General features: G+C 43.7%; 13 protein-coding genes. 4 read left to right on the top strand and 9 right to left on the bottom strand.

Annotated elements, in window-relative coordinates; translation table 11 throughout:
- From A3735_RS06020 to ahpC, 5 genes are all read right to left on the bottom strand, one after another.
- On the bottom strand, positions 1-1,085 hold a 1,085-nt coding region (locus A3735_RS06020), incomplete at its 3' end, for an NADH:flavin oxidoreductase (RefSeq protein WP_068637754.1).
- A gap of 121 nt (positions 1,086-1,206) precedes the next feature.
- A complete protein-coding gene (locus A3735_RS06015; RefSeq protein ID WP_068509249.1) occupies positions 1,207-1,767 on the bottom strand; it encodes a TetR/AcrR family transcriptional regulator in 561 nt (186 codons plus the stop codon).
- A 191-nt stretch (positions 1,768-1,958) separates the two neighbouring features.
- Entirely contained in the window at positions 1,959-2,888 is a 930-nt protein-coding gene (locus tag A3735_RS06010) for a GGDEF domain-containing protein (protein ID WP_068510429.1), read from the bottom strand.
- A 135-nt stretch (positions 2,889-3,023) separates the two neighbouring features.
- Complete coding sequence (gene ahpF, locus A3735_RS06005; protein WP_068510428.1) at positions 3,024-4,592, bottom strand: alkyl hydroperoxide reductase subunit F; 1,569 nt, start codon at positions 4,590-4,592, stop codon at positions 3,024-3,026.
- An 89-nt stretch (positions 4,593-4,681) separates the two neighbouring features.
- On the bottom strand, positions 4,682-5,239 hold the full coding sequence (gene ahpC / locus A3735_RS06000) for an alkyl hydroperoxide reductase subunit C (protein ID WP_368664618.1): 558 nt from the start codon (positions 5,237-5,239) through the stop codon (positions 4,682-4,684).
- A 167-nt stretch (positions 5,240-5,406) separates the two neighbouring features.
- Between ahpC and A3735_RS05995 the strand changes: the two genes are divergently transcribed.
- The 3 genes from A3735_RS05995 (at position 5,407) to ppk2 (ending at position 8,530) form a co-directional block, all read left to right on the top strand.
- A complete protein-coding gene (locus A3735_RS05995) occupies positions 5,407-6,297 on the top strand; it encodes a hydrogen peroxide-inducible genes activator (protein WP_068515133.1) in 891 nt (296 codons plus the stop codon).
- A gap of 500 nt (positions 6,298-6,797) precedes the next feature.
- Positions 6,798-7,349 carry a DUF523 domain-containing protein gene (locus A3735_RS05990; protein ID WP_068515137.1) on the top strand — a complete coding sequence of 184 codons (552 nt, stop codon included), beginning with the start codon at positions 6,798-6,800 and terminating at the stop codon, positions 7,347-7,349.
- 230 nt (positions 7,350-7,579) lie between these two features.
- Complete coding sequence (gene ppk2 / locus A3735_RS05985; protein WP_082865461.1) at positions 7,580-8,530, top strand: polyphosphate kinase 2; 951 nt, start codon at positions 7,580-7,582, stop codon at positions 8,528-8,530.
- A gap of 69 nt (positions 8,531-8,599) precedes the next feature.
- Here ppk2 and A3735_RS05980 read toward each other — a convergent pair whose 3' ends face one another.
- Together A3735_RS05980 and A3735_RS05975 are read right to left on the bottom strand one after the other, a co-directional pair.
- Positions 8,600-9,649: a succinylglutamate desuccinylase/aspartoacylase family protein gene (locus A3735_RS05980; RefSeq protein WP_068515139.1), complete on the bottom strand. Its 1,050-nt coding sequence runs from the start codon at positions 9,647-9,649 to the stop codon at positions 8,600-8,602.
- A gap of 18 nt (positions 9,650-9,667) precedes the next feature.
- A complete protein-coding gene (locus A3735_RS05975; protein ID WP_068515142.1) occupies positions 9,668-11,167 on the bottom strand; it encodes a glutamate--cysteine ligase in 1,500 nt (499 codons plus the stop codon).
- 256 nt (positions 11,168-11,423) lie between these two features.
- Between A3735_RS05975 and A3735_RS05965 the strand changes: the two genes are divergently transcribed.
- Positions 11,424-14,498 (top strand): EAL domain-containing protein, encoded by a 3,075-nt coding sequence (locus A3735_RS05965; protein WP_156490439.1) that lies wholly within the window; start codon positions 11,424-11,426, stop codon positions 14,496-14,498.
- A 98-nt stretch (positions 14,499-14,596) separates the two neighbouring features.
- Here the strand turns inward: A3735_RS05965 and A3735_RS05960 are convergent, their stop codons facing one another.
- Both A3735_RS05960 and A3735_RS05955 read right to left on the bottom strand, forming a co-directional pair.
- Positions 14,597-15,799: an alginate export family protein gene (locus A3735_RS05960; RefSeq protein ID WP_068515154.1), complete on the bottom strand. Its 1,203-nt coding sequence runs from the start codon at positions 15,797-15,799 to the stop codon at positions 14,597-14,599.
- Between the two features lie 251 nt (positions 15,800-16,050).
- A partial coding sequence (locus tag A3735_RS05955; protein WP_068637752.1) for an ABC transporter ATP-binding protein occupies positions 16,051-16,856 on the bottom strand: 806 nt, incomplete at its 5' end.

Below are 16,856 nucleotides of genomic sequence, written 5' to 3'. Positions count from 1 at the left end.
CGCACAGGCTGCTGAAGATGCAAAAAGTATTGGCTTTGATGCTGTGGAAATACATGNNGCGCACGGCCAACCGCGACCAGCTCAAATTCACCTTGGGCAACTCTGTCAGACAATTCAGCAATTCGGCTAGACGCCACTCCCGCCTTGTCAGACATCCCCAAGCTCGAGCCCTTCTCATCGATAAAACTACTATCTAGACCAACGCTACCAACGGTGATTACCGGCTTACCTGTCAACTCCTTAGTCCAACCAGCAAGATTCAAGTCAGAGTTATCGAACTCATTTTCCCAGAATCGGCGTGTTGAGCAGTGGAAAATATCGACTCCGGCTTCAGATAAAGGCTGTAGGAATTGTTTCAGTTCCTCTGGAGAGTTGGCCAACCGTGCCTCATAGTCTTGTTGCTTCCACTGAGAGAAACGTAAAATAATCGGAAAGTCCTCTCCGACCCGAGCTCTGACAGCCTGAATAAGCTCAACCCCAAAGCGAGTTCGCTTGAGCATATCACCACCATATTCATCAGTACGCTGGTTTGTTCCTTCCCAGAAGAACTGGTCAACTAGGTAGCCGTGCGCGCCATGTATTTCCACAGCATCAAAGCCAATACTTTTTGCATCTTCAGCAGCCTGTGCGAAAGCTTCAATAACCTCAGCAATATCTTCCTGCGTCATCGCTACGCCATTTTCTTTGCCTGGCTTAAACAAACCAGAAGGGCTATAGCCCGGTACAGACTTATCAGGCTCTACGCCCTCTTTACGAACTGAACCTACATGCCACAGCTGAGGCGCGATCTTTCCACCTTTCGCATGAACCGCATCAACTACTTTTTTCCAGCCAGCTAATGCTTTCTCACCATGCATGAAGGGGACATTAGGATAACCATTTGCAGCTTTATGACCAACTGGGGTGCCCTCTGTAATGATCAGGCCCACATCATTTTCAGCACGACGCTCGTAGTACGCGACAACTTGTTCATTTGGGACGTTACCCGGTGAAAATGTGCGAGTCATCGGCGCCATCACAATACGATTTTTTAGTTGTAATTTACCTAAGTCCAGCGTTTCAAATAAGGGGCTAACATTACTCATATAAATCTCCTATCTTAACTTTTCAAAGCTATTACTATTGCAAACTACCTACCTGAAGGTAGGCTTATTAAGCAAAAGAAAAGGCTTGCAACACGCTGTCAAAGGACAAGTGCTCAAACCTTTATTTGCGAATTAAATTCTCATATTGCTGCATTGTTTGGTGAAACAAATCCTGGCCATGTAGGCGAGCGTAATAAAGCGCGCCTTTGCAGCTAAAAATAAATAGCGCAGCCATTGCTCGCGTATCTTCAAGCTCAGCAAATTCACCCTGTTCTATACCTTCATCAATGACCTTCGTGACCCAAGCAAGCTCTATATCGTCGAGCTTCTTTATCTGCACCTTAATAGAGTCTGGCAGTTTGCTTAAGTCATTATAGAAGGCACTAATTGGGCATACTCGCTGCTCAGATAAGGCGTGCTTCATCGCGGCACTTAAATAACGTTCCAGCTTATTCCAATGATTTGCTGCACGTTGGTCGAAATAAGCAAGACCTTGGCTAAGCCAGTCATGCGTCCAATCACATAGGGCCAGACCGAGATCTTCTTTCTTAGGGAAGTGATGATGAACACTCGCCTTGGTAATGCCCAGTTCTCTGGATATATCTAAATAACTGAAGCCATCAAAGCCACGGTCCCGAAGCTTATCAGCAGAAAACTCGACAATACGTTGCTTGGTATTCATCAGGGAACCACTTCACTAAAATAGTTTGTTCAATTATTAAACACACCTTACCTACCTGAAGGTAGGTTGTCAAACCTATGCTAAAAAATTGAACATCAACCACCTCACGCAAGCCTGGCTTACCGGCCGGCACCCCGGATATGGGAGTTGACGTGAGTTAATCTAGATGCTATGTAGACTTGAATGAATGGCTAGAACAACTCAATATCACCAGAGCGATTATCGATAGCCTCTATTTCACCTTTGTCGACTAAGTTTTTATAGTTCTTGATACAGTTACGCCCACTCGCTTTGGCATGATAAAGCGCCGCGTCGGCTCTTTCGAATAGTAAGACGCTATCGCAGTTATGAGCCAGAAGGACAAAACCAATACTAACCGTAATATGATCTACTTGGGGGAAGTGATGATCAGCAATTTCTCTGCGCAAATCTTCTAGTAAATCCGCAGCCTCTGAGCGCCCCATACCCTGCAACAAAATAATAAATTCTTCACCACCAAAGCGATAAAGATAATCATCACGCTCAAAAAAATCTTTCATCAAGTTGGCAACAGCAATTAAGGTTTCATCGCCAATAACATGCCCAAAGCGATCATTCACTGACTTAAAATGATCTATATCCAATACAGCAATAACATTCTCATCATTCGACTTAGCATTATCGGTTAATTGCGTGTATTCGAGATCAAAGGAGCGGCGATTTTTTAAAGCTGTAAGCTGGTCTTTATTAGATCGATTTAAATGGCCATGTTGATTAACATAAACCGCGATGAGCTGAACGACTTGATTGATCAAACTGACTTTCGGCTCTATATCCAGCAACATGCTAATTTCTTGCCCGGTACTCAAATGTATCGGAAATACCGTTTCCGGCTCTGCTAGAGCCTTGGTATTAAGTGAAACCTTTGATTCGGATTTAGCACCAGAGACTGGCTGATAAGTGGCGAGCACGACAAGCTCAGTGCTGTGTCTATAATCCCCAAGACATAAACGGACATAACCGGGATTTAATAACTTGCCGACCGCGCGAACAAATCGCTCATCAAGATTCTTGGAGGTTTCTGCATAGATCAAATCCACTAAGGATTCACAATTACAGAGATTGGGCTCAATAATTTTCATTAAGGGTCTGCTTGGCTATGTCATGGTCTGATACAAACATAACAGAGCAGAAAGTAAAGTCTAGAGAAGATTTACCGCTAGTAAAACAAAGCCAGCCCCAATTGGCTCAATATACCTGGGACTGGCTTTTTTAGGCTAGCCTTGCATTAGCAAGTAGTCAAAGGCTGCAAGAGAAGCTTTGGCACCTTCCCCCATAGCGATCACGATCTGTTTATAAGGCACGGTCGTCACGTCACCGCAGGCAAAGATTCCTGGTACGTCAGTCTGACCTTTGGCGTCTACAATTACCTCGCCATAGGCGTTCATTTCTACAATGCCTTCCAGGAAGCCACTATTGGGCACCAAGCCTATTTGGACGAAAATGCCTGATAATTCCTGGCGCTTAATTTCACCACTATCACGATCTTCGTATGCTAAGGCAACAACCTTGCCACCTTCAGCCAAGACTTCTTTGGTCGCTACATTACGCAGAATAGTAATATTCTCACGTTTTTTAGCTTGCTCAACCAAGACTTTGTCAGCCTTTAATTCAGGCATAAACTCGTAGATTGTGACAGATTTTACGATACCAGCTAAATCCAAAGCCGCTTCAACACCTGAATTTCCGCCACCAATAACAGCAACATCCTTACCTTTAAAGAACGGTCCGTCACAGTGCGGGCAGTAAGCAACACCTTGACCTATGTTTTCCTTCTCGCCAGGAATGCCAAGCTCTCTCCACTTTGCACCGGTCGCAACAATCACCGTCTTGGTTTCGATCACTTCACCCGAAGAGAGTTCAATCTTATGGTTTTCACCCCCCTGGCCTTTCTCGATGTTCGCGACTCGTAAGTGTTCTCTGACGGTCACGTCATATTCTTTAATATGCTGCTCCAAAGCCGTAGACAATTCCGGGCCGGTTGTTTTAGGCACAGAGATCAGGTTTTCGATCCCCATAGTGTCTTTCACCTGTCCACCAATCCGATCTGCGATGATCGCTACTTTCAAACCTTTTCGAGCACTATACACCGCTGATGCTGCACCTGCCGGGCCACCACCAATCACAACAACATCCTGAACAGGTAGTGCTTCAGCAGGCTCTGCTGCCTGAGTGATGTCGGGGTATTTAGCCATCAATTTCTCTAGTAGGACTGCCTGGTCAATTTTACCGTTAGCGAATACTTCACCATTCAAGTAAACACTAGGCACACCTTGAATACTTCGCTCTTCGATCAAGTCCGGATAGACACCGCCATCAATGGTTTCAGTGGTAATCTTATCGTTGACCAAAGCAAACTGATTCAAAGCCTGGACCACTTCAGGACAATTGTGACAACTCAAGCTTACAAAGACTTCGAAGTTAAGTGCTTCCTGTACACCACTTATGATCGACTTTATTGAATCATCCAACTTCATATCAGTACCCGAAGCGTGAAGCACCGCAAGCACTAGCGAATTGAATTCGTGACCGCCAGGAATACCGGAGAACCGAATTCCCGTATCTTCTCCATCACGTTCTAACAAAAAACTTACCGGGCTTTGCAATACTGATTTTATATCACGTTCTTCAAGTGAAATCTTGTCGCTAACCGATGCGAAACTGCTGAGAAATTCCATCAACTCCGCTTTTTTGTCATGCTCACCTGTTTGCACAACAAAGGTGATATCATTCTGCATATTGGCGGTATAGCCTTTAAGCGCGTTCAAAATGTCATTCGTCAACATTCTCTTATCCTCGTTTTAAATACCTTTGGAGATTCAGGAGGCTCTTATATGAACCTCCTGAGATACTGCTATTTAGCGTTTAATGCAGACTAGATCTTGCCAACCAAATCCAGGCTTGGAGTCAATGTTTCTTCACCTTGTTCCCACGCTGCTGGGCATACTTCGCCGTCATGTTGGTCTACGTATTGAGCCGCTTTGACCTTACGAACCATGTCTTTTGCAGAGCGACCGATACCTAGGTCGTGAAGCTCAGCAACCTTGATGATGCCTTCAGGGTTGGCTAGGAAAGTACCACGTAGTGCCAAACCTTCTTCTTCGATCATTACATCAAAGCCGCGAGTAATGACACCTGTTGGATCACCGATCATTGGGTAGTTGATCGTACCAATCGCCTCACTCGTGTCGTGCCATGCTTTGTGAGTAAAGTGCGTGTCAGTCGAAACTGAGTAAACTTCTACACCTAGCTTCTGAAGCTCTTCGTAGTGCTTCGCCATGTCTTCAAGCTCAGTTGGGCAAACAAACGTGAAGTCTGCTGGGTAGAAAAGGAAGATTGCCCACTTACCCTTTACATCTTCAGTTGTCACTTCTTTAAACTCGCCGTTGTGAAAAGCTTGAGCAGTAAATTCAGGGATTGATTTGTTGATCATGTTCGCCATGTTGTATTCCTCGATTAAGTTTGTGTTGTGTGTTTCGACAGGAATAAGATTAAGCGCGAACAAGAATTAAATAAATTGAATTAAATAAAAGGTGATGTTCAAAAAAACTGAACATTGATCTAAACTCATCACTATTATTGTGAGAAGAGAGCAAGACCATGATTTCACTCAAGCAAATTCACTATGCTTTGGCTGTCGAGAAAACGCTGCACTTCAAGAAAGCTGCTGAAGCCTGTTCAGTATCTCAGTCAGCACTGAGCACCGCCTTAAGTGAATTAGAAAAGCAGTTGGATATTCAAATATTCGAACGAGACAATAAGAAGGTACTGATTACCCCCACCGGAAAGATGTTTCTGCAACGGGCACAAAGTATCAAACTGGAAGTCGACAGCCTTTATCAACTATCGCAAAACCAGAAAGCGCCTTTAAATCATCCGATGACGGTTGGTGTCATTCCAACAGTCGGGCCTTACTTACTTCCCAAAGTCTTACCTGCACTTCGCCAACAATACCCTGACTTCAAACTGACAATTATCGAAGAGCAGTCTCATGTCCTGGTAGACATGATCCGCAAAGGCGAGATTGATACCGCAATTCTGGCGCTACCCTATCCACATGACGGACTGTTAGCCTTTGAGTTCTTTCAAGAAGACTTTTACTGGCTGACGCGCAATGATGCAGAGCAATCAGGTTTAGATGAAATCACCAGTACCGAAATAGATCAGTCAAAACTAATGCTACTCAAGGACGGTCACTGCCTTAAAGATCATGCCCTAGCAGCATGTAAGCTAAGTAATAATGAACAAAGTGAAACACTAGGCGCGACCAGCCTCAACACTTTGATTCAAATGGTGGCCGGTCGTATGGGTAGTACTCTCGTTCCCGAGATGGCCTTAAAGCAGATAGATAGCCAAAGCGATGACCTCAAAGCAATTCACTTGAATGAACCAGGACCTCATCGCAGAATCGCTTTTTTAAGTCGCCCCAACTATATCGGCGTCAAGAACATTGAGTGCTTAATGGAAGTGTTTGCTGAAGAACTTCGTTAAGAAAAAGTGATCATCTACTTCTATTTTTTGAACTATACAAATTGCACATGACTTGCGAAGCTAACAATGCAAACAATCAATAGGAGAAAGTCGAATGAAAAAGATTATCGAGACAATTAGCCCAAAAGCATCAAAGCATAGTAATGACAAGCCTTCTGCATGTAAGTCCTGCAACTACAGCAATGACTACTACCAGGACAGGGTTTGTCGCTAAACCCATCTAACTGTAGGCAAAGCCTTCCACAGCTCGCATGAGGAGTAGCATGGGGCAGAGTCTGCGAGGGGCGGAACCCTCTGCCTACGCGGGCACTAGGTAAACCGACTTCTGTAGGCAGAGCCTTCCATGGCTCGCAAGCGGGCTAGTACGGGGTTGATCCAGCGAAGGCTGGAACCCTCTGCCTACGGCAATCGTTATTTGTTAGATATAAGAAATACTATATTCATTCTCCTTCGAATAGTTCAAAATAAGCCTAAACTCGCTCCCCTAAGCACCAGGTACCATGTCACAAGCATCATATAAAATGCCAGGATCAAAACCTAAGATTGGTCTAAGCGCCTGCCTTGCAGGATTTGAAGTACGTTATGACGGAAAGCATAAACGCTCATCATTGTGCTTAGACGAATTGAGCAAACACTTCTCTTTTGAAACATTCTGCCCTGAAGCCGCTGCCGGTTTTGGTATACCCCGCCCCAAAATGCGACTTACCGGCAACCCTTCCAGGCCAACGCTACGGTATAACGATGACACTGACTTAACAGGCATAAACTTAGGCCCTCAATTACTTGAAGGCTGCAAAGAGGCCCTTGATAGCTTTGGGTCTTTAGATGGCTTTGTTCTGATGAAAAACTCACCCAGCTGCGGAGTCAGAAACGTCAAAATATTTCAGAGTGACAGCACTATTCACCAACAAGGCGGTATGGGCCTATTCGCGGCAGCCTTGAAGGAAAGGTTCCCTTTATTGCCGATCGAAGAAGAAGTGAATTTGCACGACGAAAGTCAGTATATGGAGTTTGTTAAGCGAGTTCATGCTCACTTTAAATCGCGGAAATGACAAGTATCAGGCGTAACCTATCTTAAGCAAGGGCCACTCGCGCTCAAGGTTATCCTCAGCCCTAATCTCCAATCATTGGCTTATAAAATTACATCTACTGCCCATTAACCGTTAGATATCCACTCATAGGTATTGACACATATCAATCAAGCCCGTTATTTAACCATGCGCCCTCCAATTGTCTAGTAGACTTAAGGATTACGTTTAAAAAAGAGGGCTAGAAAAGAACCATGCAAAACTCAGATAAGAATCAATCAGACAAGCAAACTTCGTCTAAGAATAAGACTTTGAGCTCAGTAGGGACTCAGCTTCACGCTCTAGCAGAAAAACGCCATGACCCACATTATATTGCCGAATCATTTAGGTCAGGCGAATACCCATACAAGACAAAAATTAGTCGCCAACGATACGAAAGCATAAAAAAAGAATTACAAATCGAGCTACTAAAAGCCCAGAAGTGGATAAGAGAGTCAGGACAAAAAATAGTGATTCTGTTTGAAGGGCGAGATGCCGCTGGTAAAGGTGGCACCATAAAACGCTTTATGGAACATCTAAACCCACGGGGCGCTCACGTTGTTGCTTTGGAAAAGCCGACTGAAGAAGAGCTCGGTCAGTGGTACTTTCAACGCTACATTAAACACCTGCCCACCAAAGGTGAACTCGTTTTATTCGACCGGTCTTGGTATAACCGAGCAGGTGTTGAAAGAGTTATGGGGTTCTGCGAACCGAGCGACTACCTTGAGTTTATGCGTCAAACGCCAGAACTAGAAAGAATGCTTACCCGTAGCGGTATAAAATTATTTAAGTATTGGTTCTCTGTTACTGAAGAAGAGCAAACCGCTCGCTTTCAGAAACGTGAAACTGACCCTCTAAAACAGTGGAAACTAAGCCCTATCGACAAACTTGCTCAAGAAAAATGGAATGACTATACCGAAGCGAAAGAAGCGATGTTTTTCTACACCGATACCGCTGACGCACCCTGGGTAGTCGTAAAATCAGATGATAAAAAAAGAGCACGCCTTGCGTGTATGCAACACTTCCTTTCTAAGCTGGATTATCCTGATAAGAATCATCATGTTGTTCGTGGAGCAGATCCCCTTATTGTCGGCCAAGCATCATCAGTTATCGAAGAAGACAGCCATATACTAGGTAAGTCTCTTCACCCGGAAGCTAAAAAATAAGGCACAAATGCGTTCCTTTAATTTCTTGTTGAACCCAGTAAAATCTGGGTTCAACTTGTAAGCGGGCCACTAAGATAATTCCGCAACAACCTCTGAACCACAGTCCCTTACTGCATAAAATAGACAATCCATCTTGGCGATTTCCGGATTATTAGTGATCATAAAGAGCTTTAAGTCTCGTTTAGCAAACAATCCGCCGTCTTTGATATAAACCAACTCATTTACCACACATTCTTCTCGACTATTTTTTGAAGAAAATACAGCTTTCAGATCATCTGTTGCGACCCAACCCAACTGCGTATCTTTAACAGTAATACCTGAATTCAATTGCTCTATACTGGGTAGCAAACACAAATCAGATTCTTCACTTAATTTCTCGCCATACCTTAGACGACAATCATCCTTTAGTTCGAGCCTTACCGGATTAGTAAGCACCTCCAAGCTCTCTTGACTTTCTTGGCCTGCCAAGACACTTTCTAAACGAAAATAACGATTTAAGCCCTCCCAAGCAATCTGGTGCGCAGACTCATCTAAACGCCCTCCACATTCAATCGTCACAGTTGGGCAAAGGTATTCGGTGACCTCCATCAGAGCCCCTAAACGTAGGTGAGTCACGATGAGGCGTTTAGTAAACAATTCTGTCAAAGCATCATGCTGAGGATCTTCGTAGATCGCCACCGCAAATGAAGGGCCTGAGCCCGAGGTGTTATGCATATCGATCAAGCTTTCAGGTTTATAGCGCTTTAAAGTCTCTAGAATCTCAGCGGCGAGATAGCCAGGTTCATCATCAAAGGGTTCTTTAAAGCAGCGATTCAGGTCACGCTGACGAGCGAAGACACGATGACTGAATGAAGGCTCCAAGCTAGCCGCTGATACTGAAGCCACAATGCAAACGACATTCACCGCTGGCTTAAGTCCCGACTTCAACCATTTAAATAAGGCAATAAGGCCTGAAGGTTCATTGCCATGCAGTAGCGTTACAAATGCTCGCGTTCGAGTGGTGTCATCTCCTGACAGCAGGATTTCTGAAGGGCCTCCCAAGTAATCAAGAAACTGATAGATATCCTCACCAATTGAGCTTGGGTCTGGGTCACAAAATCTGTTTAACTCTATACTCATTCTTATATCCAATAATTGTTACGTTAAAGGCCATTCACCCACTGGAATGTTGTCTAGGCTGTAAGCAATATAGTCTTCTAGCATTGCTTTTCTTGCTTTGTCAGAGCTATAAGACTTTTCATTCTGATAATAAGCGGTTCTCTCTCTTTGCCATACTGCTCCGTTCTGCTTTGACTCAAGACGCTTTTTAACAATGGATAGATAATAGCCTGCTTCCTCATCTTCAACACCGATACTACGCAAGCCCTGCTCTGCATGATCAATGCTTTGGGAAAGAATATCGATAATGGGCTGATCACGACAACCTGAACGCTGAGGGTCTGGCCAAACGATTCGTGCACCCAAGCCAAATTGCGCGGCGCGATAGAAGTTAAACTCCGCTAAATGAAAAGGTAAAGCAGGCATCAGCTCATTCATTTTGTCGCGATAGTACTCTGCCAGACCGATATACAGTGCTGCATTGGCAACCATATCAACCGCGCTGGGCCCAGCGGGCAAAGACCTTAGTTCTATCCGTAAATGGCCTTCATCAGCATCGTCATATACCGGTCGATTCCACAACCAAACAGAGCTTTGATGAAGTCGCAACTCTGATAAGCTAGGTGCTTTCCCTTCTGCCATCTGGGCTTCTGGGTCCTGTTCACTGCATATTGGCAATAAAGGTGAAAATATCGAAGCTGTTTCCTGAAATAATTCCAAAGCAGAGCGGCGTACCCAGCCTTGCCCAAAACTTACCCTAGAAGGCTCGTTCCATCGGTATCTATCTTTTATTCGCGTATCGATAGACTGCTTAAACAAAGGTACTCGTGTTTCACACCAGAGGTCGTGACCAAATAAACCGGGTGAATTAGCACCTAAAGCTAACACTAAAGGCGTCACCATTTGAAAGGCATTGAAGGTATTTGCATAGTCTTCAGGGTCGACTCGATAATGAATCTGGAATGAAGTATTCGCACCTTCCAAGGTAACGTCCTGCATATCCATTTGTAAAGGAGGTCTACCGTTAATATCAATTTCAAATTCACGCCCACGACGTTCAAACAATTGCTCAACCAAGGTTCTATAACGCTGGCGGTCCGTCATACAAACAGGCCCGAAATGAGAATTATCCAGCGTAGGAAGTATACCGACAGGAAATATGCGACCTTCATATTTTGCAGCAATATCATTTAGCTTCGACAGCTGGCGGCAAATCTCATTTTCTGTCGACTTAAACGGCGCATCCGACAGGGAATATGGAGTCAGGTTATATTCCAGGTTATAGCGGTTAATCTCCAGAGTCAGTTGTTTGTCATCAGCAGCATCTAAGATTTCTTGATTCAGCAACAAGGGCTCTCCCTTGCTATCAACAATATACATTTCGAGCTCGGCACCCAAAATAGCACTACCCGGTTTCTTTTTTCCAAAGCCTGTCTGTGACAATAGGGAGCTCAAGCTGGAAAGGTTGGTCTGCAGTTTTTTTTCAAAGTCTCGATAATCACTTTCTGCAAAACTGCTCTTATCTATATCAATTCCCATCTATCCGTACTCTGTATCAATGGTGCTTTCTGAATCAGCTTCAAAACAAAATCTATAACTCATACTATGAACAAACTTCTTATCCAATGCCTTGATCTGGCACAAAGACTTATTAATACCTGATAATTCCGCCAATAAATTTACATTATTTTTAAGCTCGTAACTCTGCAGCTGGTGTTTTTTTGAACTACACTTAAAAGATTGCTTTGGCCTTCCAAATACGCGGCTATTACCTTTAACCAGTAGACTTTTAACTTTGAATAACATAACAAAGAAAGCAAGCAACGCCCACGTACAGATATTGCCCAGTATAGCGCTACGGGTTGCTAGAGGCACATCAACCGTCTCGTTATTCTTTCTTCTGTATCTGAGTATGTTGATTGGCTCCACAAGCGCTTACGCAGATGAGCATCTCAGCCCATCACTCAAAAATGTCAGTATACAACTGAAGTGGAAACACCAATTTCAATTTGCAGGATTCTACGCAGCCCTGGAAAATGGCTATTACCAAGATGCCGGTTACAACGTCGAGATCAGAGCTGCCGGTCCTGATATAAACCCCATCACAGAAGTGCTTGAGGGTAAGGCTGATTATGGCATAGCCAATGCTGAGCTTGTGCTCTATCACCTGAACGGCAATCCTCTCGTCGCATTAGCAGCCATTATTCAACACTCGCCAATCGTATTGATGACTTTAAAGAAGAATAATCTGCTAACTCCACAAGACTTAATCGGTAAACGCGTGATGTACCCAGAGGGACATTACGGTTCAAATACGTTAGGACTGTTAAAGAAAGAAGGGATTAATGAGTCACAAATTGAGTCGGTGCCCTTATCCTACAATATTCAGGATTTAATCGATGAAAAAGTCGATGCAATGGTTGGTTATATAACCGATCAACCCTTCCAGCTGAGACAAAGAGGTGTCGAATACAACCTTATAGACCCTCGTGTTTACGGAATAGACTATTACGGAGACGTGTTATTTAGCACAGAGTCTAAAGTTGATGAGCATAGCGATGAAGTGAAAGCCATTAGAAAAGCCAGTATTGACGGCTGGCGTTACGCTATTGAGAATCCAGATGAGCTTATTGAGCTCATCAAGAATAAGTATCAATCAGAACTCAGCATTGAAGAACTCCGCCATGAAGCTCAGGAGACCATTCGTCTAATCGTTCCCAAACTGGTGGATCTGGGACACATGAACCCCGGAAGGTGGCAGCACATCGCTGACTCGTTTACCGATCTTGGCATGAGCACTGGCGAATTGAACCACGAGCGTTTCATTTACTCTCCTGAACTAAATGAAGCCAGCCAACTGACGCGTCAGGTACTCCAAGTTTCCAGTATTATATTTGTTATTGGCGCAGCCTTTATTTCAATCTTATTCTATGTCAATAAAAACCTGAAACGCGCTGTTAGTGAGAAAACAATGTATCTCACCAAGGCTAATCGGGAATTAATTGTTTATACGAAACAATTAAAAGACAAAGAGGATGAGCTGCATACGCTCAACACTGAGCTTGAGAAACGAATAATTTCCAGAACAGAAACCATCAACAAAATAAACTACGAACTTACGGAAGAAATAAATCAGCGTAAAAAGCGTGAAGTATCACTGCAACTCTTATCCCAAGCGATTGAGAGTAGTGATAGTACAGTATTAATTATAGATAAGGAGCACACAATTAGTTATGCCAGTAAGGCATTTCTAAAGCTTACTGGTAGCTGTGATATGAAGCTGGAGGGGCAGCCAATTTCGATACTGGAAAACAAACTTTCCCTTCCCCCGATCTCCTCTCAGGAGTTGAGTACACAAAGCTTATCGCCTAATACCGAAGGTCTGATTCAGAGTAAACTCAAGTGCACCGATGCAAATGGTGACACGCATTGGATGAAGACCAGTATTTCATTGCTTAAAAGCCATCCCTATCAAGAAACCTCAGAAATATCTCACTATGTGATTACTTTCGAAGATATCACCGATATCAAGAATCATCACGATGAAATGGAACGTATGGCTTTATACGACCCGCTGACAGGTCTAGAAAATCGGGTACTATTCCAGAAGAGGCTCGAGTCAGCAATTCAAAATGCCAAACGTAATATGGTAAAAGCTGCATTGTTGTTTATTGATATAGATAACTTCAAAACCATTAATGACTCCCTAGGTCATCAGGCCGGTGACGAGATTCTAAAATCCGTCGCCAAGCGCTTGAATGAGCATGTAAGGCAAAACGATAGCATTGCTCGTATCAGTGGTGATGAATTTACAGTCTTACTAAGCAACATTAAGAATTACGAAGATGCCAGTAAAGTAACACAGAATATAATCAACTCTTTTGAATCTCCCGTGATCATCGACACTCAGGAAGTCTTTATCACCGCGAGTATTGGCATTAGCGTCACCCCTGAAGACTCGCTTAATGACACTGACCTTATTAATAATGCCGACATCGCTATGTATCAGGCAAAGCAAAGCGGCAGAAACAATTATCAATTCTTCTCTGAAGATATGAACAACGAGATCCGCTATAAAATAAAGACAGAAAAGGAAATTCAGCACAGCATTGAAAACCAAGACTTCTTTTTGGTTTATCAGCCGATTCTCGATTTAAAAGATCAAAGCATTTCAGGCGTAGAAGCATCTCTACGCTGGCAATACACTGAAGAAGATATTCGTATGCCCGATGATTTTATCTCGATAGCAGAAAATGCAGGCAGCATTATTCCTCTCGGTAACTGGGTGCTAAAACAGCTTGTAAAAGATATCCAAAGACTACTTAAAGAAGGCATCAAAGATATTAGCTTTAGTGTCAACATATCGCCTAGACAACTTAAAGACCGTTACTTTGTTTCTGAAGTACGAGCGCTATTTTCCGAACACCCGAACTATATTAAATACCTGCATTTCGAGGTAGTTGAAAAGTGCTTCGTTGACCAAAAGCCCGAAGTGATTGGTCGTCTAAAAGAACTGAAAGATATGGGCGTTCATATTATCATCGATCGTTTTGGTTCAGGCTATGCGTCAATGAGCTACTTGAAACAAGTTCCGGCTCACGCCTTAAAAATAGACCAACGCTACCTTAATGGTCTCCCTGAAAATCAGGCAAACACTAACTTTAGCAATGCAATTATTAGTATGGCTCATCAGATGAAACTTTCTGTTACTGCTGATGGCGTTGAAAATGATTTACAGCTTGCACACTTAAAAAGCCATGGCTGCGACTACGCACAAGGAAGTTTATTCCATGAAGCAATGAAGCTCGAAGCCTTGCTAGAGTATCTCTCTAGCCCACATAAAAAACCGAAAAAAGCTAGCCTGAATTAACAAGAGGAAAGTCTTGTCAACCCGCGACGGGTACGGCACCAGGCTAGCAAAATAAGACCCTGAAGTCTTATTAACGGCTTATAGTTATGTGTCAGACTTTAGAACTTCATTCCAACCCACGCCCACATTACGGACTTATCAGTACCGCCAGAAGGTGCCGAGTAATCAGCATACTTCAGGCCTCCGCTATAGGTTTTATTAAACTTTTTGACTGCCAAAAGATCTATCTCTCTACCCGCGTCAGCACTGCCTTCATCGGTCTCAAAATCATGGTAAACACCCACCAGTTTTACACCAGCGAACTTACCTGAGACTGAAGCATAAGTGTCTACAACACCATTACCGCCACCCGCACCAAACAAGGACTGACCTAGAAATGCATCAGCCCAACCTTCAAACTTATGAACAGTTGCTAAAGGTGTCGCGAACGACTGATTGCCATCGTCAGACCCTAAGGACGAATAGCCAAGCTTGCCTGTTACTCCTGACGCAGTTAGGCCAACCTCAGCCATCATATAATCCATACTGGCATCTTTCGTTTCATTATCTTGCGAAGCATACTCTAGAGCATATGAAACTTTCAGATCTTCACCTGCTAATGTTGAGCCGGTAAAACTTGCACCAATTGTTGATAGCTCATCCCAACCATCTGCGGCACCATAAGGCTCTCCTGAGATCTCATAGTTGTATACCACAGCTTTACCAAAAGGAGTTTGGTAAGCAACATTTAATAGTGTTATATCAGTATCAGCGACATCCGCAAAGGCACCCGAGTTAATTCGGTTTACTTTATAAATATAGGATGCGTCTAAAGTAAGACCCTCTATTGGCTTAACCGTAACTCTCGCCGCATCAAAAGTCTGGCGATCTTGGCGCCAACCAACATGACCTACATGACGCTGACCGCCCAAGGCAATCACTTGACGCCCTAGTTTTGCTGTCACCATGTCATTCTTATATTGAATAAAGCCTTGATCGAGCTCAGTTACTTCTGAGTCTAGAATTAATGCATCATCGTCCGCTTCTTCAACCCCCAAAACTTCACGACTATCTTCAAACTCGACCAGTGCAGTAAAGCCTTTGAATTCTGCCGTTTTGTATCCGATTCTCGTACGTAGGGTTAAGGCATCTGAATCAGTGTCATTGCTTCGGTCGTCACTTTCATATCGTAAACGCAAGTCACCATAGGCTTTACCACCTGTAATCGCCTCAGTAATCGTTTCTGGTGCAGCGACAACGCTACTCGAAGCAATAATCGTAGCGATTGCTGTGCTTAATAGGCTAATTGAACGTTTTTTCATTTACATCTCCTAGTTACTTTTTTAAAGGCCAAGCATAAGTCAGTCATTCTTTGTTTATGCTGTGACCCTTGCTATAAATATGGCTTTACTAATTCTTAAGGCATTAAAAAAGCGCTCACAAACAATGCGCTGTGAGATAACTACTGAGCCTCTACTCAACAGTTTTCTCATGTCGCATTACTTGTGAACGCCGTTGTCCACCTACCCCCTATGTTTACGCCATTGTAAACGGGAGTAATGATTAACTTGTCTTACGCTGCCGCAATACCTGAGGCAGCTTTAGTTTTTTTTACTGAGGCACTAATCGGTTCAACTTTTCGTTGTTTTTCGTACAGGAACTTTAGAACTTCTGATCGAAGGTGAACGTATTCTGGGTCTTCTGCTAAGGCCAATCGATCACGAGGGCGTTCAAGACCAACATCTAATATTTCACCAACCGTTGCCGCTGGGCCATTAGTCATCATGACAATTCTATCTGACAGCAAAACTGCTTCATCAACATCATGGGTGATCATAATAACGGTATTATTCAGCTCATTCTGGATCTCCATTAAGGAGTCTTGCATATGCGCCCTGGTCAGGGCATCTAGCGCGCCAAATGGCTCATCCATTAACAAAATCTCTGGCTGCATCGCCAAAGCACGAGCGATACCCACACGCTGCTTCATACCCCCTGATATTTCGTCAGGACGCTTATACATAGCGTGATCCATATGAACCAAGTGAAGATTATGTTCTACCCACTCTTTAGTTTCTGCTTTTGACTTAGTTTTTCCGAATACTTGCTTAACGGCCAGCTCAACATTTTCATACGCCGTCAACCACGGCAATAGAGAATGATTTTGGAAGACAACGGCCCGCTCAGGTCCTGGTTCTGTCACTTCTTTGCCGCTAAGAACTACACCGCCATTGGTTGCCTGATGTAGGCCAGCGACAACGTTCAAAACGGTTGACTTACCACAACCCGAGTGTCCGATAAGCGATACAAACTCGCCCTTTTTAATTTGTAAACTCACGTCCTGCAGCGCTGTGAACGGCCCCTTTGGTGTCGGAAAGA

The organism is Oleiphilus sp. HI0061 (genome assembly GCF_001635675.1).
This window is presented reverse-complemented; position numbering and strand designations above follow the sequence as displayed.